The sequence below is a fragment of the Ideonella margarita genome (assembly GCF_038066635.1).
GTDB classification, from domain to species: domain Bacteria; phylum Pseudomonadota; class Gammaproteobacteria; order Burkholderiales; family Burkholderiaceae_C; genus Ideonella; species Ideonella margarita.
Genome location: NZ_JBBUTI010000010.1, coordinates 23139 through 46907, shown reverse-complemented (window position 1 = coordinate 46907; position 23769 = coordinate 23139). Strand labels below are relative to the sequence as shown.

General features: G+C 69.1%; 18 protein-coding genes. 9 read left to right on the top strand and 9 right to left on the bottom strand.

Annotated elements, in window-relative coordinates; all coding sequences use genetic code 11:
- Positions 1-42 precede the first annotated feature (42 nt).
- Complete coding sequence (locus AACH00_RS14685) at positions 43-1029, bottom strand: Bug family tripartite tricarboxylate transporter substrate binding protein (protein WP_423221943.1); 987 nt, start codon at positions 1027-1029, stop codon at positions 43-45.
- A gap of 70 nt (positions 1030-1099) precedes the next feature.
- On the opposite strand from AACH00_RS14685, the gene AACH00_RS14680 reads away from it, so the two are divergent.
- The gene (locus AACH00_RS14680) at positions 1100-2326 is read left to right on the top strand and encodes an MFS transporter (RefSeq protein WP_341399912.1); all 1227 of its coding nucleotides are present in this window, start codon (positions 1100-1102) and stop codon (positions 2324-2326) included.
- Here AACH00_RS14680 and AACH00_RS14675 read toward each other — a convergent pair.
- Positions 2301-6086, bottom strand: coding sequence for a hybrid sensor histidine kinase/response regulator (locus AACH00_RS14675; RefSeq protein WP_341399911.1), 3786 nt, complete (start codon positions 6084-6086; stop codon positions 2301-2303). The genes AACH00_RS14680 and AACH00_RS14675 overlap by 26 nt on opposite strands.
- Positions 6087-6561: 475 nt before the next feature.
- Between AACH00_RS14675 and AACH00_RS14670 the strand changes: the two genes are divergently transcribed.
- On the top strand, positions 6562-7593 hold the full coding sequence (locus AACH00_RS14670) for a histone deacetylase family protein (RefSeq protein ID WP_341399910.1): 1032 nt from the start codon (positions 6562-6564) through the stop codon (positions 7591-7593).
- Entirely contained in the window at positions 7586-8002 is a 417-nt protein-coding gene (locus tag AACH00_RS14665) for a hypothetical protein (RefSeq protein WP_341399909.1), read from the top strand. The genes AACH00_RS14670 and AACH00_RS14665 overlap by 8 nt, the downstream gene beginning before the upstream one ends.
- Positions 8003-8023: 21 nt before the next feature.
- Here AACH00_RS14665 and AACH00_RS14660 read toward each other — a convergent pair whose 3' ends face one another.
- Entirely contained in the window at positions 8024-9415 is a 1392-nt protein-coding gene (locus tag AACH00_RS14660) for a cytochrome P450 (protein ID WP_341399908.1), read from the bottom strand.
- Between the two features lie 99 nt (positions 9416-9514).
- Here AACH00_RS14660 and AACH00_RS14655 point away from each other — a divergent pair, with 99 nt between their 5' ends.
- Positions 9515-10417, top strand: coding sequence for an AraC family transcriptional regulator (locus tag AACH00_RS14655; RefSeq protein WP_341399907.1), 903 nt, complete (start codon positions 9515-9517; stop codon positions 10415-10417).
- A gap of 32 nt (positions 10418-10449) precedes the next feature.
- Here the strand turns inward: AACH00_RS14655 and AACH00_RS14650 are convergent, their stop codons facing one another.
- The 3 genes from AACH00_RS14650 to AACH00_RS14640 form a co-directional block, all read right to left on the bottom strand.
- Complete coding sequence (locus AACH00_RS14650) at positions 10450-11157, bottom strand: HAD family hydrolase (RefSeq protein WP_341399906.1); 708 nt, start codon at positions 11155-11157, stop codon at positions 10450-10452.
- Positions 11158-11245: 88 nt separating this feature from the next.
- On the bottom strand, positions 11246-11977 hold the full coding sequence (locus AACH00_RS14645; protein ID WP_341399905.1) for a hypothetical protein: 732 nt from the start codon (positions 11975-11977) through the stop codon (positions 11246-11248).
- A gap of 232 nt (positions 11978-12209) precedes the next feature.
- Positions 12210-13541 (bottom strand): glycerate kinase type-2 family protein, encoded by a 1332-nt coding sequence (locus tag AACH00_RS14640; RefSeq protein WP_341399904.1) that lies wholly within the window; start codon positions 13539-13541, stop codon positions 12210-12212.
- A 115-nt stretch (positions 13542-13656) separates the two neighbouring features.
- Here AACH00_RS14640 and AACH00_RS14635 point away from each other — a divergent pair, with 115 nt between their 5' ends.
- Positions 13657-15084 (top strand): 8-oxoguanine deaminase, encoded by a 1428-nt coding sequence (locus tag AACH00_RS14635; RefSeq protein WP_341399903.1) that lies wholly within the window; start codon positions 13657-13659, stop codon positions 15082-15084.
- A 54-nt stretch (positions 15085-15138) separates the two neighbouring features.
- Here the strand turns inward: AACH00_RS14635 and AACH00_RS14630 are convergent, their stop codons facing one another.
- Both AACH00_RS14630 and AACH00_RS14625 read right to left on the bottom strand, forming a co-directional pair.
- Positions 15139-17235 (bottom strand): sensor histidine kinase, encoded by a 2097-nt coding sequence (locus AACH00_RS14630; protein ID WP_341399902.1) that lies wholly within the window; start codon positions 17233-17235, stop codon positions 15139-15141.
- On the bottom strand, positions 17235-17954 hold the full coding sequence (locus AACH00_RS14625; RefSeq protein WP_341399901.1) for a response regulator transcription factor: 720 nt from the start codon (positions 17952-17954) through the stop codon (positions 17235-17237). Before AACH00_RS14625 ends, AACH00_RS14630 begins: the two co-directional genes overlap by 1 nt.
- Positions 17955-18234: 280 nt before the next feature.
- Here AACH00_RS14625 and AACH00_RS14620 point away from each other — a divergent pair, with 280 nt between their 5' ends.
- The 3 genes from AACH00_RS14620 to AACH00_RS14610 all read left to right on the top strand — a co-directional run bounded on the left by AACH00_RS14620 (position 18235) and on the right by AACH00_RS14610 (position 21670).
- Positions 18235-19512, top strand: a complete 1278-nt coding sequence (locus tag AACH00_RS14620) for an SPFH domain-containing protein (protein WP_341399900.1) — start codon at positions 18235-18237, stop codon at positions 19510-19512.
- Positions 19512-21014 carry an SH3 domain-containing protein gene (locus AACH00_RS14615; RefSeq protein ID WP_341399899.1) on the top strand — a complete coding sequence of 501 codons (1503 nt, stop codon included), beginning with the start codon at positions 19512-19514 and terminating at the stop codon, positions 21012-21014. The genes AACH00_RS14620 and AACH00_RS14615 overlap by 1 nt, the downstream gene beginning before the upstream one ends.
- 74 nt (positions 21015-21088) lie before the next feature.
- Positions 21089-21670 carry a GNAT family N-acetyltransferase gene (locus AACH00_RS14610; RefSeq protein ID WP_341399898.1) on the top strand — a complete coding sequence of 194 codons (582 nt, stop codon included), beginning with the start codon at positions 21089-21091 and terminating at the stop codon, positions 21668-21670.
- Here AACH00_RS14610 and AACH00_RS14605 read toward each other — a convergent pair.
- Positions 21655-22575, bottom strand: a complete 921-nt coding sequence (locus tag AACH00_RS14605; protein WP_341399897.1) for a LysR substrate-binding domain-containing protein — start codon at positions 22573-22575, stop codon at positions 21655-21657. The genes AACH00_RS14610 and AACH00_RS14605 overlap by 16 nt on opposite strands.
- A gap of 107 nt (positions 22576-22682) precedes the next feature.
- Here AACH00_RS14605 and AACH00_RS14600 point away from each other — a divergent pair, with 107 nt between their 5' ends.
- Positions 22683-23765 (top strand): tartrate dehydrogenase, encoded by a 1083-nt coding sequence (locus AACH00_RS14600; RefSeq protein ID WP_341399896.1) that lies wholly within the window; start codon positions 22683-22685, stop codon positions 23763-23765.
- Positions 23766-23769 lie beyond the last annotated feature (4 nt).

Sequence of the window (23769 nt, the reverse complement as noted above, 5' to 3'; positions counted from 1 at the left end):
CGTTCACGCCATGTTTCACCCGGAGGCGGGTGAAGACGACGCTCAGTCCGGCTTGATCTGCGCGCGGGCGATCACCGGCTGCCAGCGCTTCTGCTCGGCAGCGATGAACTTGGCGAACTCGGCCGGCGTGCTGCCCACGGCAATCGCGGCGTCCTTCGCCAGCATCTCCAGCGCGGCAGGCTCACGCATGGCGCGGGCGGCTGCGGCGGCCAGCTTGTCGGCGGCCGGCTGCGGCAAGCTGGCCGGGGCCATCAGGCCATACCACTGGGTCATCTCGAAACCGGGGTAGCCCTGCTCGGCCACGGTGGGCACGTCCGGCAGTTGCGCCAGGCGCTGCGGCGAGCCGGTGGCGATGCAACGCAGCTTGCCCGCCTTGATGAACTGCATCACCGCCGGTGCGCCCACGCAGGCGGCGTCAAGGCGCCCGGCCAGCAGGTCAGTCAGTTGCGGGCCGGTGCCGCGGTAAGGCACGTGCAGGATGAAGGTCTCGGTGGCCATCTTCAGCACTTCCATGCCGAGGTGGCCGGCGCTGCCGTTGCCCGCCGAGCCGTAATTCAGCTTGCCCGGCTTCGACTTGGCCAGCGCCACGAATTCCTTCAGGTTCTTCACCGGCAACTCAGCCGGCACCACATACAGGCTGGGCACCTTGGCCAGCAGGCTGATGGGGCGGAAATCCTTGTTCGGCTGGTAGGGCAGCTTGTCGAAGATGTAGGGGTTCACGGCCAGCGTGCCGATGTGGCCCAGCACCAGCGTGTGCTGGTCTTCGGCCCGCGCCACTTCGGCCATCGCCACATTGCCGGCGCCGCCCGGCTTGTTGTCGACGAACACGCTCTGGCCCAGCAGCTTGCCCAGTTCCACCGCGGTGGCGCGGGCGACGATCTCGGAGCTGCCACCCGGCGCAAACGGCACCACGAAGCGCACCGCCTTGCTCGGCCAGGTGGCCTGCGCACGGCTGGTGCCATGCAGCATCGGCGTGAGGCCGGCCGCCGCCAGGGCGAGGGTTTGACGACGGGTGAGGGGTGCGTTCATCGGTGTTGTCTCCGGAGGCCGGTTGTAGGTGTGCTGGCATGATGCCCGGCTGCCCTGTCCATCACCTGTCATGTCCCTGCACAACGCCCCCGTTCCGACTCAGGAAGAACCCTCGCATTCGCCGAACACGGCCTGGCGCCGCGGCCTGGTGGCCATCTTCGCCGCCACCTTCTTCGAGCTCACGGGGCTGTTCCTGTTCAACCCGCTGCTGCTGTTCACGCTCAAGGGCGCGGGATGGTCAGACGCCGCGGTGGGGCTGGTGGCGGCGTCGAGCTGGCTGGGCCTGGCCCTGGCCACCCCCTTCACCGCAGGCTGGGTGGCGCGGCTGGGCTTGCGCGGCGCGCTGATTGCCAGCGGCATCGTGCCCTTCTTTGCCCTGCTGCTGATGGCCCTGACGCCGTGGCCGCTGGGCTGGGCCGCGCTGTCGATGGCGGCTGGTGCGGCAGGTGCGCTGCGCTGGATCGTGGCCGAGGCCACCGTGGCCGAGTTGGCCCCTGATCACCGGCGCGGCCGCATCGTCGGCCTGTTCGAAACCATGGTGGGCGTGACCTTCATCGCCGGCCCGGCCCTGCTGGCCTGGCTGGGCACCGACGGCACGGCCGCCAACACCGCGCGCTGGCTGGCGGTGGGCCTGAGCGGCACCGGCTTGCTGCTGAGCCTGGCCGTGCCGCACCTGAGCAGCCACCATCCAACCGATGGCACCGCCCCGCGCCTGGGCCTGCGCGGCATTGCCGATGCGATGCGCGCGCAGCCGGTGCTGATGGTGGCGGGCGCGGTGGGCGGCTTCTTCGAGGCCGGCACCTCGGGCGTGCTGCCTTTGTACGGCCTGTCGGTGGGCTTTGCTGCGGCCGCGGCGGCGCTGCTGGTGTCGGCCAGCGGGCTGGGCAGCGCGCTGGCGATGGTGCCGATCGGCGAGCTGAGTGACCGCTGGTCGCACCGCAAGGTGTTTCTCGCCTGCGCCAGCCTGAACCTGCTGGCCACGCTGGCCCTGCCGCTGGTGCCGCTCTGGTCGCCGGCCGCAGCACTGATTGCCTTTGTCTGGGGCGGTGCCGGTGGCGCGCTCTACACGCTGGCCATGATCGACATCGGCCACCGGCAGCAAGGCGTTCAACTGGTGACCACCACCGCCGTGCTGGTGCTCAGCTACACGGTGGGCGGCATGTGCGCGCCGGTGCTGGGTGGCCTGGCACTGACATGGGCGCCGGGTTGGGGCCTGCCCCTGCTGATGAGCACCACCGCGGCAGCCGGGCTGCTGACGCTGCACCACCATCTCAGGCGGGCGGCATCTCTGCACTGATGTGCTGCAACAGGCGCTGCAGCGCTTGCTGCAGCTGCGCCTGACCGGCAGCCAGTGCCTCAGCATCGGGGTGGGCCACCTCCAGCACCTGCTCCAGGCTCTCTGCCGCGGCATGCACCTCCATCGCGCCGATGGCCGAGGCCGCACCGCGCAGCGAATGCAGCGCCAGATCCAGCCGATCGGCCTGAGGGTCACACAGGCTCAGCCAGGCGTCACCACCTTCGCGGTAGTGCTCGGCAAACCGGGCCAGCACGCGGCCGTACAAGCTGGCCTCGCCGTGCAGGCGGGCGATGCCGGTGTCGCGGTCGAGCACGGCAGCCACTTGACGGCGCTGCGCCAGATCCGGCTCAGCCGCCGCTGGCGCAGCGTGGTCGGCTGGCTGGGCAGATGCGCCGCCCAGCCAGCGCAGCAAGGTGGCGTACAGCACGTCCGGCTCCACCGGCTTGGCAATGTGGTCGTTCATGCCGGCAGCCAGGCACACCTCGCGCACATCGCTGAAGGCATTGGCGGTCATCGCCAGGATGGGCACGTCGCGGCGGTCAGGCAACTGGCGAATGGCCTGCGCGGCTGACACGCCGTCGAGCCGCGGCATCTGCATGTCGAGCAGGATCAGGTCGTAGTCACGCGTGGCGGCCATGGCCACCGCTTGCTCGCCATCTACGGCCAGCTCGGGCTCCAGGCCCACCAGCTGCAACAGCTCCAGCGCCACTTCCTGGTTGATCGGATTGTCTTCAGCCACCAGCACATGCCGGCCACGGTGCTGGCGAATCAGCTCGGCCTGGGCGTCAACCTGCAGCAGCGGCATGCTGCCGGGCGCCGGGTTCACGGCCAGCACGCGCAGCATGGCGTCGAGCAGCGACGACGGCGTGACCGGCTTCGGCAGCGTGCCCTCGAAGCCGGCTTGCCGCGCCTGGTTGGCGAGATCACCAACATCGCCTGGCAACAGCGCGATCGCGGGCACCGGCAGGCAGCGGGCCGACTGGCGCACGGCCGACAGGGTCTGGGCGCCGCTCAGGCCGGGCATGTCCACATCCAGCAGCAGCAGGTCGGGGCATTCATCGGGCGCGCCATCGGCACCCAGCCAGTCAACCACGGCTTCACCACTGGCCAGCGCCGTGACACGCGCACCGAGCTGGCCGAGCATGCCTTGCAGCGCCTGGCGCACCTCAGGCCGGTCATCGGCCAGCAGCACATGGCGCCCACGCACCAGCGACACCCGCTCCTGCGTCAGGCGCTCAGCGCGTTGCAGGCGGGCAGTGAACCAGAAGCGGCTGCCCTGCCCCGGCGTGCTGTGCACACCCACCTCGCCGCCCATCAGTTCGGCCAGGCGGCGGGTGATGGCCAAGCCCAGGCCGGTGCCGCCGAAGCGGCGGGTGGTCGAGCTGTCGGCCTGCTCGAAGGCCTGGAACAGGCGGGCCTGTTGATCCAGCGGAATGCCGATGCCGGTGTCCTGCACCTCGAAGCGGGCCAGCAAGCCTTGCTCATCACGCTGCAGCATCTCGCAGCGCAGCACGATGACGCCGCGCTCGGTGAACTTCACCGCGTTGTTCAGCAGGTTGAGCACCGCCTGCGCCAGCCGGGTGGCGTCACCACGCAGGAAGTTGGGCAGGTGGTCGGTGTCGATCACCAGTTCCACGCCCTTGGCCCGCACCCGGTCACTGACCATCGCCACGATGCGCGACAACACGGCGTCGAGCGAAAAATCAACCTGCTCCAGCCCCAGCTTGCCGGCCTCGATCTTGGACAGATCTAGCACGTCGTTCAGGATGGCCAGCAGGTGGTCGGCTGCGTCGTCGACCTTCGCCAGCCGCCGCGCCAGCGGCCCGGCCGGCACCTCGCGCCGCATCAGGTGGGTCAGGCCGATGATGGCGTTCATCGGCGTGCGGATCTCATGGCTCATGTTGGCCAGGAACACCGACTTGGCCTGGTTCGCCTGGTCGGCCTTGTCGCGTTCGGCCTGCAGCTCGGCATTCAGCTGGCGCAGCTCGGTCGTCCGCTCGGCCACCGTGGCTTCCAGCTGCTCGCGGACACGCTCCTGCGCCAGCGCCGCACGCTTGCGCTCGGTGATGTCGATGCAGATGCCGGCGAACAGCAACCGGCCGTCCACATCGATGCTGCGGACCTTCACTTCCGTGTCCACGGTGCTGCCGTCGGCGCGGGTCAGCGCGGTTTCGAACACATGGTCGCCGTGCACGAAGCGCGACAGCACGGTCATGGCCGAGGCCTCGTTGAACCGCGTGTCCCAGGTCCACACCGGCCAGTTCGCAATGGTCTCCAGCGGGTAGCCCAGCAGGTCGGCGAAGGCCTGGTTGGCCTCGACGATCCAGCCGGTGTGGTCAAGCACCACCATGGCGTCGATGGCCTGCTGCATCAGGGCGCTGCGCAGCTGGTCGCCCCGGTCGATCTCGGCGCGCAGACGCCGGTCTTCCGAGATGTCGCGCATCACGCCGAACAGGCCCACCAGCTGCCCCTGCGCGTTGCGCAACGGCCCCTTGGTGACCTGGTAGATCGGGCTGTCGGGCCGCAGGCTCCAGCGCTCGTCGTATTTCAGCGTGTGGCCGCCTTGCAGGATGTGGCGGTCCTCGGCCATGATTTCTTCAGCCCGCCGGTATTGCGGCAGCACCCGGTCGTCCTTGCCGATCAGGGCCTCGGCGGTCATCCCGTAGGCCTGCAGGCCGCGGGGCGACATCAGCAGGTAGCGGCCGGCCAGGTCCTTCGCGAAGACGATGTCGGCACTGCCGTCGGCGATGGCGGCGTAGAGCGCCATGGTCTGCAGGCGCTGCTGCTCGGTGGCCAGTTCATGGGCCAGCGAGCTTTCCCGCAGGCTCTGCAGAGTGCGCGAGCGCAACCAGACCGCGCACCAGCCGATCAGCAAGGCGAGCAGCACCGGGCCGAGCGAATCGCGCAGCACGGCCGACAGCAGCTCGTCCTCCTCCATCGTCAGCACCAGCACCCAGTCGGTGTCGCGCAGCACGCGCGCCACGCTCAGCGTGCGCTGGCCCCGGGCGTTTTCTGCCCAGCCAGCGAGGCCCGCAGGCTGACCACCGGCAGACGCCGGCTGCACCGGCTCAGGGCCTTCCGTGGTGGGGCCGAGTGGCTGCCAGCCGGACGGGCCATAGCGCCAGAGACGCGCCGTGGTGGTGTCGGACGACCACGGCCCCTCGCTCAGGCGGCTGTAAAGCACGTCCTGCGCATCCATGCGCAGGACCACCAGCGCGTTCGACGGCTCGGCCAGGCTGTTGTTGGGCACCACCAGGTCGACCTGTTCGCGGGCACCGGCGCCCTGACCCTCGGTGCGCAAGGTGAACTGCGGCAAACCGGTGCGCAAGGCCGCATGCACGGCCGCCTGGGTGCCGGGGCCGATCAAGCCGGGCACCAGCGGGGCGTTGGTCACCAGCACCCGGCCGTCGGGCTCGACCACCAGCACGGCCATCGGGCTGGCTTCGTGGCGCACATCGATCAGGCGTTGCAGCAGACGATCAGCGGAGGCCGCGTCTCCGCGGCGGATGGCCAGCACCTGCTCGGCCATGAAACTGCTGCTCAGGATGAAACGGCTTTCGGCCACCACCTGGGACAGCGTCATCTCGATCTGCCCGGCCTGCCAGCGCGCCATCAACTCGATGCGCGACACCATCTCGCTGCTGCGGGCCTGGTAGCGCCAGAGCGTCCAGGCCCCGGTGGCCAGGGTCAGCACCAGCGCCAGGGCCATCAGGCCACGCCGGCGCAGCCACCACGGCAAGGCCAGGTCAGCCGCGCTCACGGACGCGCCCCTGCGCCGGGCGCGCAGGCATGCTCGATGGATTGGGGGCGGGAACGACGGGAGGGCAACAACACGGCACGCAAGTTAGCGGATGACTGTCTGGCGGTCAACGCGCCGATTATCGACAGGCGGGGCTGGTGTGCGCTTGAGGGTAAATCCGCTTCAAACAGCGGTGTGGCGCCGAGGAGCGCTCATCCCGGTGCGAGAGGCATCGCAGCAACACAGCTCCGAGAGCCGTTGCAGACAAGAAAGCGATCGCACAAAAGCAAAGGGCCACCGAAGTGGCCCGTGGCTACCGTGCTGCGTTCAGCTGCGCGGGGTTCTGCAACGCCGGTGACGGGTTCCGGTACTCTGCCCATTGGTGCAGTCGGTTGGTGTGTCGCAGTGGTTCCCATTGTGGCGAGCCCGCGTGACAGCGATATGACAAAGAACAAGGTTTTTGCACGCCAATTCGCCGGCGCGCCAGAATTGGCCCATGCACATCTTCTACAGCGATGCCCACCGCGCCCATGCCGGGCAGTTCGAATTCTTCCGCGGCGAAAAAGTGCCCTGCTTCGAAAAGCCGGAGCGGGCCGACTTCGTGCTGAAGGCCGTCCAGGCTGCCGGCATCGGGCCGGTGCTGCCCGCCAGCGAGGTGTCAATGGCGCCGCTTTCGCGCGTGCACGCTCCCCGCTACCTGGCTTTTCTGGAGCGCGCCTGGGAGCGCTGGACGGCCCTGGGCAACCGAACCGACGCCATCCCCTCCGTCTGGCCCATCCGCGGCTTTCGCAGCGATGTGGAGCCCGACAACTTCCAGGCCCAGCTCGGCATGTATTCGTTCGACAGCGGCACGCCGTTCACGGCCGGTAGCTGGCAAGCGGCGCTGAGTGGTGCGCAGCTGGCCCTGAGCGCGCAGGCCCACGTGGCTGCAGGCGCACGCGCCGCGTTTTCGCTGGCCCGCCCGCCCGGCCACCACGCCGGGCCTGACTTCTTCGGCGGCTATTGCTTCATCAACAACGCCGCGGTGGCCGCGCAGGCCGCCATCGACCAGGGCGCGCAGCGCGTGTCCATCCTCGATGTCGACTACCACCACGGCAACGGCACGCAGAGCATCTTCTATGACCGCGCCGACGTGCAGTTCCTCAGCCTGCACGGCGATCCGCGCACCGAGTACCCCTTCTACCTCGGCCACGCCGATGAGCTGGGCGCAGGCGCCGGGCTGGGTTTCAACCACAACTACCCGCTGCCCGCCGGCTGCACGAATGAGCGCTGGTTCGACGCCCTCTCGCAAGCCTGCAGCCAGGTGCAGGCCTACGCGCCTGAGCTGCTGATCATCTCGCTCGGCGTGGACACCTACGTGGGCGATCCGATCTCCAAGTTCAGGCTCGACAAGCCCGAATACCGGCGTCTGGGCGCCGCCATCGCCGCCCTGCGGCGCCCCACCTTGTTCATCCTGGAAGGCGGCTACGCCGTCGCAGAGATTGGCGAGAACGTGGCGGCCGTGCTGACCGGCTTCGAGCATGGCTGACAGCGCCTTGCGCTGGTTGCCGGAAGACAGCGAACTGGCGCTGGCCGTGATCAACGCCGAGGGTGACACCCTGACGCTGACCTTCAGCGCCGCGGCCGTCACCCGGGCGAGCGGCGTGCATGAAGAAACCGGCTGGGTGCGGCCGTTGGTGGTCGATCTGGCCCTGGCAACCGCTGGCGGCGCCAGCACCCCGATCGACTGGGCGCTGCTGCGCGGGCGACTGCGCAGCAGCGACCTCCGCACAGCCGACGGGCAACAGCTGCACCGCCTGATGCTGCCGTTGCAGCTGGAAGGCCCGCTGCAGTGGCAGCTGCACATCGGACAGGCCGAGCCGGTGGTTCTGCAGGCAGGCAGCCTCCGCACGCGGCCTCTCGCGGCAGATGCGTTCACCGACAGCTGGGCCTGCTGAACTGCAGATCGCCCGGGCGCATCACACCGCTGGTGCCACCACCGATGCACGCCGCTGCAGGCGCAAGGGCAATGGCGCTGCCGGACGCAACGTGACATACATCCGCGGCTGCGGCGCCGGTGCACCCGCCGGCGTGTGCAGGGTGTAGCGCTGCAGCAGCAAGGCCGCCACCAAGGTCATCTCCAGCTGCGCGAAGTGCTGCCCGATGCATACCCGCGGCCCGACACCGAAGGGCAGCCATGCGCTGCGCGGCGTCTCAGGTGCATCCGCCAGGAAGCGCTCAGGCCGGAAGGCCTCGGGCTCGGCGAACCAGCGTGCATCGCGCTGGATCACCCACGGCGTGACGCGCAGCAGCGTGCCGGCGGGCACCGTGCGGCCAGCCAGCTGGAAGGGCGTGCGCACCCGGCGGGTCATCAGCGCCGCCACCGGCGGATACAGGCGCATCGCCTCCTTCAGCGTGGCGCCCAGCCAGGGCAGCGCCGGCAAATCGGCAGGCGACGGGTCACGGCCGCCCAGCACCGCGTCCACCTCGGCCTGTGCACGTTGTGCGGCCTGTGGGTGAGTGGCCATCAGCCAGCTCCACCACAGCAGCGCCGTGGCGCTGGTTTCGTGGCCGGCCTGGAACATCACCATGCACTGGTCATGCAGCTCATCGCTGCCAAGCGCACTGCCATCCTCGTCGCGCACGGCCAGCAGCATGGCCAGCAGGTCGTCGCCGGGCTGCTGCTCGGGCGGCAGCGCCTGGCGGGCAGCAATCTGGCCGTCGATCAGGCCGGTCAGCACCGCCATCGCCCGGCGCTTGGCGCGCTTGTGCGGCAGCGGCAACCAGTCGGGCAGCGAGAACGGCCAGAACATCTCCTGCATCGCGCTGCGCGACAGCACCTGCGTGGCCTCGGCGGCAGCGCTGGCCTGCGCCGGGGCGCGGCTGCTGAATAGCGTGCGCATGATGACGTCCATCGTCAGCGCATTGAACAGCGCCTCGACCGGCTGCTCGGCGCTGCCTTGCCCAGCGGGCACAGCCGCGTCCAGCGCGGCGCGGGCGGCATCCACCATCAGCGCCGCGTAGCCCTGTACCCGGCGGGGCAAGAAGCCCGGCGCCAGCATGCGGCGCTGGCGTCGCCAGTGCTCGCCTTCCGCCACCAGCAGGCCCTGGCCGAAGGCCTGCGAAAAAACCTCCACGCCACGTTCCCAGCGCACCAGATGGTCGGCATGCTCGACCATCGCGCAGCGCACGTCGTCGGGGTGAAACAGATCCCAGCTGGGATCGTTGCCCAGGCGCATCAGCACGACATCGCCATGGTCGCGCTGCAGGCCGGCGGTGAAGCCGAGGTAGTCGCGGTACATCGCGCGCAACAGGGGCAGGCCCCACCACGTGCTGGGTGGGCCGGGGGGATGTGTTTCGGTCGGGTGCATGGGAGCCAGATTAGGCGATAGACAGCGCACTGTATTGAACGATCACGACACCAGCGGGGCTTCGTCCCATACACCGTGGCCCCAACCTACACTGGTTCGATGGCCTACCTCGCCACCCCTCCCAGCCCGCTGCTCGCCCAGCGCAACCGCGCGCCGGCATGCCTGTGGCTGCCGCACTGGTCGCTCAGCCACTGCGTGCGCGCCGTCGTCACGCGCAGCACGGTGGGCCTCGGCCACCACTGGCCCGAGGCCTGGCACTACAACCATTTCCCGGCCTCGCCGCTGTGCTCGATCAGCTGGTTCTTCAGCGGCCATTCGGCACTGCTGGAGCCAGGCTGGCCAGCCGCGCCGGAGAGCCCGGCACAGCCGGTGCCGGATGTCTACTTCGCGGGGCCGGTGACGCGGCCCACCATCTCGCGCAACTCGCCCGAAGGGCACGGCATGATGTTGATGCTGCTGCCCGATGCGGTGCATGCCCTGACCGGACTGGAGCCAGCACAGTGGATCAACCGCTTCGTGCCGCTGCACGAAGCCCTCGGCCCCGACTGGCAGGCGCTCAGCGCCTCGGTGGTGGCCGCGTCCGACGACGCCACACGCGTGCATCTCATCGAGGCCTTCCTCGCGCCGCGCTGGGCCGCGGCCCGGCCGCAAGCCGGGTCGGCGTGGGTATCGATGAGCGACTGGACACAAGGCCTGGCGATGCGCGCCGCCGCGTCCGGCATGGGCCGCAGCCTGCGCCAGGCCGAACGCCGCATCAAGGGCTGGACAGGGCTGCCAATGCGCGAGCTGCGCGGCCTGGGCCGCGCCGAACAAGCCTTCTTCCGCACCGTCGCCGAGGGCGAAGGCCCGGTGCGCTGGACGGACGTGGCCGCCGACACCGGCTACGCCGACCAATCCCACCTGTGCCGCGAAACCCGCCGGGTGACCGGCTTCCCGCCCGAAGAGCTGCGCCAGCGCATCAACGAGGACGAGAGCTTCTGGATTTACCGCTTGTGGGCGTGACCCACACCGCGCCCATCCAGGCGACACACCGCTCAAGCAGCGCCGGCATCAACATCGCCCGGTGTCTGCGGGATGCAGGGTGTTGATTTCAGCGCTGCCACGGCAAACGCTTGATGGAGCCGAACTGCGTCCTGGAAGTCTCGGATCACCGGTAATTCCTCGCCCACGAAATCATTCTTCTCACGCGTGACGCCAACGAACAGGCACCCGGCTGCGCGGGCCGCGAGCCAATCAGCGCGTGAATCACCAAAGAACAGCACGCGATCCACTGCGTGACGAGAAATCGATGCGATGGCATCGAGCGCCATCTGCTTGGTGCTGGCACTGCCGTAAATGCCGGCGAAGAGACTGGCGAGGCCCCGCCGGGACAGCACCTCACGTGCTTCAGCCTCCGGCGCCGCGGTGCACACATAACAGGGCCGCCCGCAGGACTCGATGAAGGCCTGCACGCCTTCGACCTGTGGCACGCTCAACAAGCGATGCTCGAGGGCCTGCGCATAAGCGTCAGACAGCGTCGCCTCCACAGCAGGGCTGTACGACCGGCCAAGGATCTGGCGCCAGATATGCTCGAACTTCTGCCGGCGCGGTATGCCCCCTGCGCCCAGGTTGTAGCGCTCCACCTCCAGCCGTTGTGCCGTGTTCATGTGGAACAACCCGAGCATGGCGTCGTGCTTCAGCCGGTTGGACTGCAGCAGCACGCCATCCATGTCGAAAACCAGAATGTCTGCGGGAATTTGCACAGCGCAACCAGTGGAGTTGTCGGGGGATCTGTCGCCAAGACAGGGTGCCAGCGTTGTCATTGCGCCGGAGGTCGCCCGGGGCTTCGCGCTAAACCTTCTCGATCAGCTCAAGAAGTCGAATCACTTCGTCGTACAACTCAGGCCAGTCTTCGCAGATGTTGCCCTCGCGAATGAGAATCTCGACCAAGATGCCGTCTCTCCAGAGAAAGCCACCGCCACCCCCTGCCTGCTCGGGGTCCGCGAGATTGGTTTTGCACCTGAGCACAGGTGGCTGTCCTTGCGGATCTTTGCGCGTTGTCGCAACGTACTCGGTGAAAACGAATGACGACGGCTTGCCGGTGTCCCAATCAAGATCTCGGTACTGAAGCCGATCCAACCCGGGCCGCAGCGTGACCCTATCGGTAATACGCCCTTCGCGCTCAGCGGCCTCAATCCTCAGGTATCCGTGAGGCTCAGGCGGTATGTCGTATGAGCGGATGTACAGGAAGATGTTCACATCGCTGTTCGGCCGGGGTAGTGGCGCGCCAGGCGGTCGTTTGCTGGGCCACCGAAAATTCATGCCACCGGCACCGTGATACTCCGCTGGAACCTTGAACCAGAGGTTGTTCCACTTCTGCATTGTGAAAACACCAGGCACAGACTTGATCGGAGGCGGCCCCACATCCGGACATGAATCCATGTCGTTGTCTCGACACAACTCGATACGCCGAGCTGCTTCAGCCTTCTTCATGGCCTCAAGCTTTGCCGCCTCCTCATAGCTGGGTTGGCAGCCGCTCAGCGTGAACACCGCAAGAAGCGTCAGCGCGAGGAGGTTTTGCATGGCCGCGAAGATGGGCCATTTGAGACGTTGTTTGCCGCGGGGGTCAGGTTGCAACTGTTGAGCTCCAGATTCCTGGGGCTGCGCGCGCACGACGTCACCGCCATCGCAACGCCGTGACCGGAGCCCCGCTGGCGGACTATAGGTGAGTCGCCTCAACCAGCACCCGCCCGTCGCACACCAGTGGCGCCAGTCACAATTGCTCTGGCGCCATTGGCTGACCAGCCCTCGCCCCTCACAACACCAGCACCACCCGAAAGTCGTTGACGTTGGTGTAGGTGGGCCCTGGCACTACCAGATCGCCGAGGGCCTCGAAGAAGGCGAAGGCATTGTTGGCGTCGAGCATCTCCACCGCGCTCACACCGGCTGCCGCCGCGCGGGTCAGCGTGTCTGGCGTTACCAGTGCGCCAGCGTTGTGTTCCACGCCGTCGATGCCGTCGGTGTCTGCCGCCAGCACCCACACGCCGGCCTGGCCCTGCAGGGCCAGCGCGCAGCCCAGCAGGAATTCGGTGGCGCGCCCGCCGCGACCGCGTGGCTGCCCGGGCGCGCGAGGCCGCACCGTCACCGTCGTTTCGCCGCCGGACAGCAACACGCAGGGGCGGCTGAAGGGCTGGCCTGATCGGGCCACGGCGCGCGCCAGCGCAGCGTGCACGCCGCCCACGGTGCGCGACTCCCCTTCCATTTCGTCAGACAGGATGTGCGCCGGCAAGCCCGCTGCACGGGCCGCATCGGCCGCCGCCTGCAGGCTCATCTGCGGCGTGGCCAGCATGCGCCACTGGTGACCGGTGAACACGGCATCGCCAGGCTTCGGGGTTTCGAACGCGCCGCTCTCCAGCCCCCGCAGCGCAGCCTCGGGCACCTCGATCTTGTAGCGCCGAAGGATGGCCAGCGCGTCAGCGCAGGTGGTGGCATCGGGCAAGGTGGGGCCACTGGCGATGACGGCCGGGTCGTCGCCGGGCACGTCCGAGATCAGCAGCGTCAGCACCTGCGCGGGGGCGCACATCGCCGCCAGCCGGCCGCCCTTCAGGGCCGACAGGTGCTTGCGCACGCAGTTCATCTCGTCGATCGCGGCGCCCGAATGCAGCAGCGCGCGGTTGATGGCCTGCTTGTCTTCCAGCGTCAGGCCGGGTGCCGGCGCGCTGAGCAACGATGACCCGCCGCCCGAGATCAGGCACAGCACCAGGTCATCGGCCGTCAGGCCCTGGGTCAGCTGCGCGATGCGCTGGGCAGCGGCCAGGCCCGCGGCATCGGGCACCGGGTGGGCAGCTTCCACCACCTCGATGCGGCCCGGGCGGGCGCGGTAGGCGGGGGGCACATGGTCGTAGCGCGTCACCACCAGGCCGGTCAGCGGCGCATCAGACGGCCACAGGGCATCCACCGCTTCGGCCATCGCGCCGCCGGCCTTGCCGGCCCCCAGCACCACGGTGCGGCCACGCGGCGGCGGGGGCAGCTGGCCTGCGGTGATGTGGCCGGGCAGCGCGCGGGCCACGGCCACGTCATACAGGTGCCGCAGGAACGCGGCCGGGGCGGCCTGCCAATCGGGGGCAGCAACGGGGATGACAGGCATGTTGGCGTCTCTCTGGGCAGGGTCATTTCAGCGTTGCACGGCAGCGCCCAAGGCTGGCATGGGCCGTGCAACACTGTCCAAGTCTGACGATAACAGCGCGCCTGCAGCCACCACCATGCCCTCCACGCTCACCTCGACCGCACCGCCCACACCGCCCAAGACCCTGCTGATCCACGATGCCGACGTGATCGCGGCCATGGACGACCAACGCACCGAGTGGCCAAGGGCCAGCGTGTTCGTGCGGGGCGGCGTGATCGAGGCCATCGGGCCGGCCAGCGAACTGCCCACCACCGCAGACGAGGTGATCGACGCGCGCGGCCTGGTGGTGGTGCCAGGCCTGGTGAACACGCACCACCACATGTACCAGTCGCTGACCCGGGCGATTCCGGCGGCGCAGAACGCCGAGCTGTTCGGCTGGCTGAAAACGCTTTACCCGATCTGGGCCGGGCTGACGCCCGAGATGGTGCATGTGTCTACCCAAGTGGCCATGGCCGAGTTGCTACTCTCGGGCTGCACCACCAGCTCCGACCATCTCTACATCTATCCGAACGGCGTGCGGCTTGATCACAGCATCGAGGCGGCGCAGCAGATCGGCATGCGCTTTCATGCGGCGCGCGGCAGCATGAGCGTGGGCGAAAGCGCCGGCGGCCTGCCGCCAGACGCGCTGGTGGAACGCGAAGACCACATCCTGGCCGACACCCAGCGCTTGATCGAAACCCACCACGACGAGGGCCGCTACGCGATGCTGCGGGTGGTGGCCGCGCCGTGCTCGCCGTTCAGTGTCAGCCGTGACCTGATGCGCGAATCGGCGAACCTGGCCCGGGCGCTGCGCACCCGCATGCACACCCACCTGGCCGAGAACGACCACGACGTGGCCTACAGCCGCGAGAAGTTCGGCATGACCCCCGCCGAATACGCCGAAAGCCTGGGCTGGGTGGGCAACGATGTGTGGCACGCCCACTGCGTCAAGCTCGACCCCGCCGGCATTGCCCGCTTTGCCGCCACCGGCACCGGCGTGGCCCATTGCCCGTGCAGCAACATGCGGCTGGCCTCGGGCATTGCACCTGTGCGCCGCATGCTGGATGCCGGCGTGCCCGTGGGCCTGGGCGTAGACGGCAGCGCCAGCAACGACGCCGCGCACCTGCTGGGCGAAGCCCGCCAGGCCATGCTGCTGGCCCGCGTGGGCCGCTCGCTGGAGCCCTTCGGCTGCGACCACGGCCCTGCCGAGATGACCGCCCGCCATGCGCTGGACGTGGCCACCCGTGGCGGCGCCCGGGTGCTTGGCCGCGACGACATCGGCCACCTGGCGCCGGGCATGGCGGCCGACATGGCCCTGTTCGACACCCGCACCCTGGGCATGGCCGGTGGCGCGGTGCATGACCCGGTCGGCGCGCTGCTGCTGTGTGCCCCGGCACAAACCCGTCACACCATCGTCAACGGGCGCGTGGTGGTGCGGGACGGGCAACTCACCACGGTCGATCTGGGCCCGCTGCTGGAGCGGCACAACGCGCTGGCGGTGCAACTGGCGAACCACCGCCACTGATCAGGCACTGCGCCGGCTCACGCGGCGCCAGCAGCAACCACTGCCCTGAAGCGCTCAAGCCCGCGCCAGCAGCAGCTCGAAGGTCACGCCATCACCGGTGTTGCGCGCGGCGATGGTGCCGCCCATCTTGGCCATCCAGGTGCGGGCCACGAACAGGCCCTGCCCGCGCTGGCCGGGGGACACCGCATCGGCCTCGCCCGACACGCCGTACTCGAAGATCCGCTCCAGCATGTCCGGTGCGATCTGCGGGCCGGGATTGTGGATGTCCAGGCGCACGTGGTCATGGCCGTCATGCCCTTCGAGCGTGATGGCGAGCGTGATGGGCGCACCCGCAGGCCGGAAGCGCGCGGCGTTGCGCAGCACATGCGTCACCACGTCTTCCAGCGCATGTTCATCAGCCTGCACCAGCACCGGCTGGGGCTTCGGCGCATACACCACGCCGTCGATGTCGACGTGGTGCGCGTTGGCGGCCACATGCTGCAGGAACTGGTTCAGATCCAGCGTGGCCAGGCCCAGCGTGGTGGCGGCAAAGGCCTCGGCCGGTGAAGCCTGCCCGTACAGCACCTTGATCGCCTGCTGCATGCGCTGGATATAGCGGCGGCTCGGGTCATCCGGGCTGCCGTGCAGCACCATCAATGACTGCAGCGGCGACATGATTTCATGGCCCACCGCATGCCATTGGTCCTTCTCTTGCGCGGCACGAATCTGCTCACGCCGGGCGTCGTCATTCACCCGCTGCAACAAATCAGCCAGCGTACCCGCCAGCACGCCCAGCTCGTCGCTGCTGCGCAGGTCGGCCACGTCCAGCGCCACCGGCTGGCCGCCGGCAGCGCCCGGCGCCTTCACGCTGCGCGAGAGCGCCGCGGCGCGCTTGGTGAGCACGGTGATGCGCCGGATCACCCGCAGCTCGATGGCCGCCCAGGTCAGTGCGATGGCGGCCAGCAAGGCGCCCACGAAGCCCAGCATGCGGGTGGCCACGCGGCCCAGTGCCCGCTGCACACCGTGCACATCACCGGCCAGCGTCAGCTCATAGCGGCCGAGCGGGGTGTCGATGGTGTCGACCGAGCGCAGCGCGTCTTCGCCGCCCTCCACCGGCAACTGGCGAATCAGACGATCGAGCAAGGGCGAGAGCGGCTCGCTGCGGTCTTCCTCACCGGCCAGCAGAGCCACCTCGGTAGCGCCGCGGCGGATGCGCAGCGTTTCACCCGGCAGCAGCAAGGCATTCAGGGCCGAGAGGCTGAACAGCGGCATGGCGCCGGGCTGGGCGCTGTCAAACACCGGCGGTGCGCTCAGGCCCGGCGCCAGCAGTTGCAGGCGCACCTGGATGCGGTCGAGGTCAGCGGGTGGCCATACCAGCTGGCCGCGCGCGGTCTGCAACTCGTCGCGGAACAGCTCCACCGGCAGGCGCACCGAGAAGAAAGTCTGGCGCTCGCAGTCGTCGCGGCGGCTGCCGTCCACGCAGCGGTCGTCCTGCCACAGCCAGCCTCGAAAATCACGCACCGGTTTGTCGGCGGTGCGGCCGTCTTCCGCCTGCGCAAAACCGGTGAGGCGGCCGCGCGTGGCGCCAGTGGCTTCACTTGGCGTGCCGGCTTCAAACGGCGCCAGCCATTGCCAGTGCTGGCCGCGCATGGTGACGCTGATGTGCAGGCGGTGCGCCGCGCTCAGGTCACGCTCACCCAGCCGGCGCGGCAGCAAATCGCCCATGGCCACCTGGCCGATGGTGTAGATGAAACCACCAGCGCGCGGGTTGTTGCCCACCGCCACACACAGCCGCGCACGGTCTTCGCCCTGCCGCACATACGGCACCAGACAGCCGGCCATTTCCACGGCCTGCTGGGCCTTGGCCTTGTCGTCAAAGTCGATCGCCGAAAACGGCAGCACCACAGGCGACACGGTAGCTGCGCCGTCCACCTGCCGCACGCCCGGGTTCAGCAGCGCCAGCTGGCCGGTGGGGTGGCGCAGCCGCGCCGCGATCTGCGCCTGGGTCTTCGCGAAGCTGTCGCGGTAGGCGTTCCAGCTGCGCTGTTTTTCTTCCTGCAGCACCGACAAGGCCAGCGCCAGCACGGCCAGGGCCAGCAGCAGGAAGGCGCCGCGGAAGAACACCCGCAGGCGCAGCGGAATGCGGCTGCGCAAGGGGATCAAGGGCCGCATCACGGCGTCCACTGAAAGCCCCGCATGGGGATGTTGGCGATGCCGTCAAAGGCGGGGTCGATGTCGCGGAAGGCTTCGCGGATGGTGCTGACGTGCTTGCGGATGTTGTCGCGGTTGCGCCCGCTCTTCACCACCTGGTAGAGCTCTTCGTAGCTCACCACCTCACCAGAGCGGGCCACCAGCGCCGCCAGGATGCGCTGCGCCGTGAGCGGCAGGTTGATGCGCTGGCCGCGCCAGATGGCCGCACCCTGGCGCAGGGGGTCGAGCAGCAGCTCGGACGCAGGCGCGGCGGGGCTGGCCGCCGCTGCTGGCGCAGCCTCACGCGCGGCACGCGGCTCACGCGTCGTGGTGCGCAGGATGTCGAGGAAGGTGTCGACGAAGTCGGCTTCCTCGAAGGTGGTTTTCTGCAGGTAATCCCAGGCGTCCAGCGCCTTCATGATGCTGCGGTAGATGGCCGCCGGCATCGCAGACACCACCAGCACCGGCGTGCCCGCCCGCTGCTTGTTGATGGCATTGATGATGGCCACGCCGGCATTGCGCTCACGGCCCAGCTCGATGTCGAGCACCACCAGGTCGTAGTGCTCGCGGAGCACTGCCGCTTCGGCGCTATCGCGGTCGGTCCATTGATCGACCTGGATGCCCGGCCGGGCCGCCTCGATCCAGCCACGCAACTGGGCGCTGGTGGGCGGGTCGTCCTCGATCACGGCAACGCGGTGCATGGGCGGCTTTCTTCGCTGGGTTCTGGTTCAGGGGGCTGCTGGCGATTATCTGGCGGCCAATGGCTGCGGCCCCGCCGCCCGGTGTGAAGGTTTCTTCCGGGGGGGCGGAGCAAAGTCGCCCGCCGCCGCCGGCGCAAGCGCCCCGCGGCGCCCTGTTGCCTTCCCGGCGCTCTCGGAAGAATTCATTTCAGGCCAACACAGCGTCCGCTGAAGGCCCGAAGAAACAACACCGCCCACCCTGCAGCCCAACACCCCGCTGCCCACCGGAAAAGGAAAGACCATGACCCCGCGCCTCAACCAGATCACCGCCGCCCTTCGTGAACGCCTGGGCCATCGCCTGGGCCAGGGTGGCCGGCAGCTCGGCGGCCTGGCCCGCAGCCTGGGCAGCCAGGCCTGGGGCGTTCGCCGCACCGCGCTGTGGCTGGCCGGCCTCGGCGCCGTGGCCTGGGGCCTGACGCAAGCGCCGCCGGTGCACACCGTAGGCCGCGGCGAAATGGCTATCCGCACCAATGTGCTGACGGGCGGCACCAGCGCCTTCACCGAGGGCAGCGTGTGGCTGGTGCCGGGCGTGCAGCAACTGCGTCGCTACACGCTGCGTGACCAGGTCTGGCGCCCGGCCGACAGCGCGCAGGCCGATGGCCCGTCGCCGTTCCAGTCGATCGAGGGCTTGTCGCTGGGCGTGAATCTGTCGGTGCGTTATGCCCTCGACCCCACCCACCTCGCCAGCCATGCCAGCCAGTTGCCCGACGACTTGGCCCGCGACGTGGTGCAGCCCGCCGTGCAGGGCGTGGTCTACAAGGCATTTGCCCGCTACACGGTGCGCGAAATCTTTTCGACCAAGCGCGCCCAGATCCAGAGCGACATCGACGCCGAGCTGAAAACCCGCCTGGCCAGCGACGGCGTGCTGCTGCGTGGCGTGCAGATCGGCAAGGTGGATTTGCCGGCCGACTACCGCCGCGGCATGGACCGCCTGCTGTCGGAAGAACTCGAAGCCGAGAAGATGCGCTACACGCTGGTGCTGAAGGAAAAGCAGGTCGAGCAGACCGCGCTCGAAGCCGAAGCCGACAAGGTGCGCCGCGAGAAGGACGCCGAAGCCGCGGCCCGCGAACAGATCATCGCGGCCAAGGCGCAGGAAGAAGCAATGAAGCACGTGCTGCCGTTCAAGCAGAAGCAGATCGAGCAGCGCCAGCTGGAAGCCGAGGCCGAGAAGGTGGCCCGCATCCGCGGTGCCGAAGGCTCGGCCCAGGCGCGCCGCATTGAAAGCCAGGGCGAGGCCGACTCTCGCCAGAAGCTGGCGGACGCCGAGGTGTACCGCCTGCAGAAGGTGGGCCAGGTGAATGCCGAACAGATGGCGCGTGAAGGCGCGCTCATCACCCGCCACCCCTTGCTGATCCAGAAGACCATGGCCGACAAGCTCAGCGACAAGATCCAGGTCATCATCGCCCCGCCCCCGGCCAACGGTGATTTCATCGGCGCCGCCCTGATCGGCGGCATGCAGAAGACGGCCGCGAACAACGCCGCCGCCGCCACTGACGCCAACACCGGCGAGGTGCAGTGATGGTGATCGCCCTCAGCCTCTCGGCCCTGGCCTCGCTGGCCATCGTCACCCAGGACGCCAGCCCGCTGCGCGCCGCCCCGCGCGACAGCGCCACCAGCCAGGCCCAGCTCACCGCGGGCGATGCGCTGGAGGTGCGCGGCCAGCGGCTGGACTACCTGCAGGTGTGGGACCACCGGCGTGAGCGCGGCGGCTTCATCCGGGCCAGCCAGGTGAAGCTGACCGGCACCACCGCCGCCGATGCGCCCGAGTTGCTGGCCTGGTTGCGCTTTGTGCGCGACACGCCGGGCCAGGAAGCGCTGGGCGCCGGTCTGGCCGCCGCCTGGCTGAAGGCCGCGCCGGCACAGACCCCGGCCGCAGACACCGTTGAAGCGCTGGACGCGCTGGGCAGCATGGCGGACCGGGTGGCGCGCCGGGCTTCTTCCAGCAATGCCGCGGGCAATGCGCAGCCCACGGCCGGCACGAACACACGCCTGACCGCACAACTCGACGGCATGGCTACTTACGGCGTGCGCTGGCTCAGCCTGGAAGTGGCCGGGCAGATGCGGATCTGTTACGACGGCGAGGCGTTTCGCCGCGTGCTGGCACAACCCGCCGCCACGCCTGAGCAACGCGCCCGCGCCGCGCTGGGCCTGACGCGACACGACTGCGTCGACCCGGCCACACCGGTCAGCCAGCGCGACGCGCTCGACCGCTGGCGCGCCGACGTGCTCGACCGAGTGACGGATGCCGACATGGCGACGCTGCCTGAGCTGTGGCGCCAGCGCGTCTTCATGCGCCGGGCCGGTGTGTGGGCCAGCGTGGCCTTCGGGCAGGCAAGGCGCCAGGAAGCTGCTGCGCTCACCGCCAGCGCACAAGCCGGCCAACGCGCACTCACCGCACTTGCGGCAGTCAACAAGAACGAGCTGACCGACGACGACCTGATCGAACTCAACGACGCGGCGATGCGCGTAGGCGCTTCACGCTGGGCAGCAGAGCCGGCTGTGGCCGTGACCACCGCAGGCAACCAGCGACTGCGTGTGCTGACCATTCCCGGCAGCCAGCCCGGCGAAACCTGCGTGCTGCTGACTGACGCCAGCCATGGCCCGCAGCAGCCGCTGCTGCGCCACTGCACCTTCAGCGTGGTGTGGCCCGCTTCGGCCAGCGTGAATACCGCCGGCACCGCCGTGAGCCTGGCCGTGCAGCCGCTGGCCACCTGGCGTGAGCTCTGGCTGATGAAGCGCACGCCCGACGGCTGGGTGCTGGACGTGCTGCCGCCCGCCACCGGCAATCCGCTGGGCACCGACATTGGCGTGGTCGAGTTTGCAGGCTGGGTGGGCGACGGTGAGCCGCGCGTGCTGGTGAGCCGCGAAGCGCGGGTGGACGGCCGCTACAACCGGCGCTTTGAAGTGAGCCGCATCGCCACCGGCGAAATCGACAAACAGGCCAGCACGCCGCAACTGCTCAGTGCCTTCCAGCGCTGGCAAGATGCCGGCTGGAAACGGCAGACCGTGATGCTGCGCTGAGCCGCAACGGCTTGCCCGCCAAACTCGACGAGCCACCATCGCCAAGTTCTTCACTACCCCCACAGGAGCCACGCATGACCGCGCCCACCCCGCACCGCTCAACGGACGACAGCCTGCACACCGTGCATCGCATCACCGCGCAGGCGGCGGCGGCCGATGACGGCACCCTGGCCCATTCGTTGGCGAGCGGACTGGCGGAAGTCCTGTGCGACTGCGTGGCCGGTGGTGCCTCGGTGGGCTTCATGGCCGACCTGACCGCCGCGCAGGCCCGGGCCTTCTGGCAAGGCGTGCTGCAAGGCGTGGCCCGGGGCGAGCGGGCTTTGCTGGTGGCGCAAACCGCTGACGGCCGCATCGACGGCACCGTGCAGCTGGTGCTGGCCCAGCCGCCGAACCAGCCGCACCGGGCGGATGTGGCCAAGATGCTGGTGCACCGCCGGGCGCGCCGCGCCGGCCTGGGCCAACGACTGCTGGACGCACTGGATGCCCAGGCCCGGGCGGAGGGCAAAACCGTGCTGGTGCTGGATACCGTGACCGGTGGCGATGCGGAGCGGCTCTACCAGCGTGCCGGCTGGACGCCTGCCGGCGTGGTGCCGCGCTACGCCCTCTTCCCTGACGGCACCTTCTGCGGCACCACCTTCTTCTACAAGCACCTCTGAGCCACGGCCTCGGGCTTGAACCACTGCACGAGGAACTCCACCGCCGCGCGCAACTTGGCAGAGCGCTCCAGCCGTACCGGATAAACCGCCCAGATATTGGCCGGCTGCTCCCAGCCCGGCAGCACCGGCACCAGCGCACCAGACGCCAGCAGCGGCGCCAGCTGCCACATCGAACGCAACAAGATGCCGCGGCCGTCCAGCGCCCAGCGCAGCGCCACCTCGCCGTCATTGCTCGACAGCGGCCCCTGCACCTTGACCATCTGCTCGCGGCCTTCGCTCTGCAAACGCCACACGCCAAACGGATGATCGCGCTCCTTGATGGCCAGGCAGGCGTGGGCCTTGAGCTCATCGAGTGAGCGCGGGGTGCCGTGCTGCGCGAGGTAGGCCGGCGCAGCACACAGGATGCGGTGGTTGTGGGCCAGCCGCCGGGCGATCAGGTGCGGGGCGATGTCATCACCCACCCGCACGTCCAGATCAAAGCCTTCGGCGGCCACGTCCACCAGGCGGTCAAACAGATCGAGCCGCACCTGCAGCTTCGGGTAGCGGGCCGTCAGCTCCCCCAGCGCCGGCGCCACCTGCTGGCGGCCGAAGCCGAAGCTGCTGCACACCCGCAGCACGCCGCGCGGCTGGGCCCGGGTGCCGCCCACTTCCTGCAGCAGCTGGTCAAGGTCGTCGAGGATGCGCTGCGCCCAGCGGTACACCCGCTCGCCGTCCTCGGTCAGCGCCACCTGGCGCGTCGTGCGGTGCAGCAGCTGGGTGCCCAGCTGGTCTTCGAGCACCTTGATGCGCTTGCTGATGTAGGCCGGCGAGGCGCCGAGGTCTTTCGCGGCAGCGCTGAAACTTGATTTCAGCACCACCGCGGTGAACACCCGGAGGTCGTCATTGGACGGGGCTGGATTGCTCACGATCCGTGAACTGAGGCTTCACACATCGGGCCATTGTGCATGCAGAGGCAGCTCTCTACGATGCTGTTCATGCCCGGCAAGGCACCCATTCACCCCGGAGACCACCCATGAGCCCCACCCCGTTCCGCATTGCAGTCATCCCCGGCGACGGCATCGGCAAGGAAGTCATGCCCGAAGGCCTGCGCGTGCTGCAGGCCGCGGCACAGCGCTTCGGCCTGCCGCTGGAGCTCACCCACATCGACTGGGCCAGCTGCGAGTACTACCAGCAGCACGGGGCCATGATGCCGGCCGACTGGAAGGACCAGCTCAGCGGCATGGACGCCATCTTCTTCGGCGCCGTGGGCTGGCCGGCCACCGTGCCCGACCACATCTCGCTGTGGGGCAGCCTGCTGAAATTCCGCCGCGAGTTTGACCAGTACGTGAACCTGCGTCCGGTGCGCCTGTTTGAAGGTGTGCCCTGCCCGCTGGCCAACCGGCGCCCCGGCGAGATCGACTTCCTCATCGTGCGCGAGAACACCGAGGGCGAATACACCAACCTGGGCGGCGTGATGTTCGCCGGCACCGAGCGCGAGGTGGTGATCCAGGAATCGGTGTTCAGCCGCCACGGCACCGACCGCGTGCTGAACTACGCCTACGCCCTGGCCGATTCGCGCCCGCGCAAGCACCTGACGGTGGCGACCAAGAGCAACGGCGTGGCCATCAGCATGCCGTGGTGGGACAGCCGGGCCGACGAGGTGGGCCGCGGCTATCCGGCGGTCACCAGCGACAAGCAGCACATCGACATCCTGACCGCGCGCTTCGTGCTGCAGCCGCAGCGCTTCGACGTGGTGGTGGCCAGCAACCTGTTCGGCGACATCCTGTCGGACCTCGGGCCGGCCTGCACCGGCACCATCGGCCTGGCGCCTTCGGCCAACCTGAACCCGGAGCGCACCTTCCCGTCGCTGTTCGAGCCGGTGCATGGCTCTGCGCCCGACATCTACGGCCGCAACATCGCGAACCCCATCGCGATGATCTGGTCAGCGGCCCTGATGCTGGATTTTCTCGGCCAGGGCACAGGCGCCGGCCGAGCCGCGCACGACGCCATCGTCAAGGCGATCGAGACGGTGCTGCGCGACGGCCCGCGCACGCCCGACCTGGGCGGTCAGGCCAACACCACCGAGCTGGGACAGGCGATTGCGGCGTTGATCTGAGCGG

What these genes read in the sequence shown, in the direction of transcription:
- AACH00_RS14665 (WP_341399909.1), top strand. Translation starts at nt 7,586, where the DNA reads ATGGCTGACAGCGCCTTGCGCTGGTTGCCGGAAGACAGCGAACTGGCG.
- AACH00_RS14635 (WP_341399903.1), top strand. Translation starts at nt 13,657, where the DNA reads ATGCCCTCCACGCTCACCTCGACCGCACCGCCCACACCGCCCAAGACC.
- AACH00_RS14620 (WP_341399900.1), top strand. Translation starts at nt 18,235, where the DNA reads ATGACCCCGCGCCTCAACCAGATCACCGCCGCCCTTCGTGAACGCCTG.
- AACH00_RS14600 (WP_341399896.1), top strand. Translation starts at nt 22,683, where the DNA reads ATGAGCCCCACCCCGTTCCGCATTGCAGTCATCCCCGGCGACGGCATC.
- AACH00_RS14685 (WP_423221943.1), bottom strand. Translation starts at nt 1,029, where the DNA reads ATGAACGCACCCCTCACCCGTCGTCAAACCCTCGCCCTGGCGGCGGCC.
- AACH00_RS14645 (WP_341399905.1), bottom strand. Translation starts at nt 11,977, where the DNA reads ATGCAAAACCTCCTCGCGCTGACGCTTCTTGCGGTGTTCACGCTGAGC.
- AACH00_RS14670 (WP_341399910.1), top strand. Translation starts at nt 6,562, where the DNA reads ATGCACATCTTCTACAGCGATGCCCACCGCGCCCATGCCGGGCAGTTC.
- AACH00_RS14655 (WP_341399907.1), top strand. Translation starts at nt 9,515, where the DNA reads ATGGCCTACCTCGCCACCCCTCCCAGCCCGCTGCTCGCCCAGCGCAAC.
- AACH00_RS14660 (WP_341399908.1), bottom strand. Translation starts at nt 9,415, where the DNA reads ATGCACCCGACCGAAACACATCCCCCCGGCCCACCCAGCACGTGGTGG.
- AACH00_RS14610 (WP_341399898.1), top strand. Translation starts at nt 21,089, where the DNA reads ATGACCGCGCCCACCCCGCACCGCTCAACGGACGACAGCCTGCACACC.
- AACH00_RS14630 (WP_341399902.1), bottom strand. Translation starts at nt 17,235, where the DNA reads ATGCGGCCCTTGATCCCCTTGCGCAGCCGCATTCCGCTGCGCCTGCGG.
- AACH00_RS14640 (WP_341399904.1), bottom strand. Translation starts at nt 13,541, where the DNA reads ATGCCTGTCATCCCCGTTGCTGCCCCCGATTGGCAGGCCGCCCCGGCC.
- AACH00_RS14625 (WP_341399901.1), bottom strand. Translation starts at nt 17,954, where the DNA reads ATGCACCGCGTTGCCGTGATCGAGGACGACCCGCCCACCAGCGCCCAG.
- AACH00_RS14680 (WP_341399912.1), top strand. Translation starts at nt 1,100, where the DNA reads ATGTCCCTGCACAACGCCCCCGTTCCGACTCAGGAAGAACCCTCGCAT.
- AACH00_RS14615 (WP_341399899.1), top strand. Translation starts at nt 19,512, where the DNA reads ATGGTGATCGCCCTCAGCCTCTCGGCCCTGGCCTCGCTGGCCATCGTC.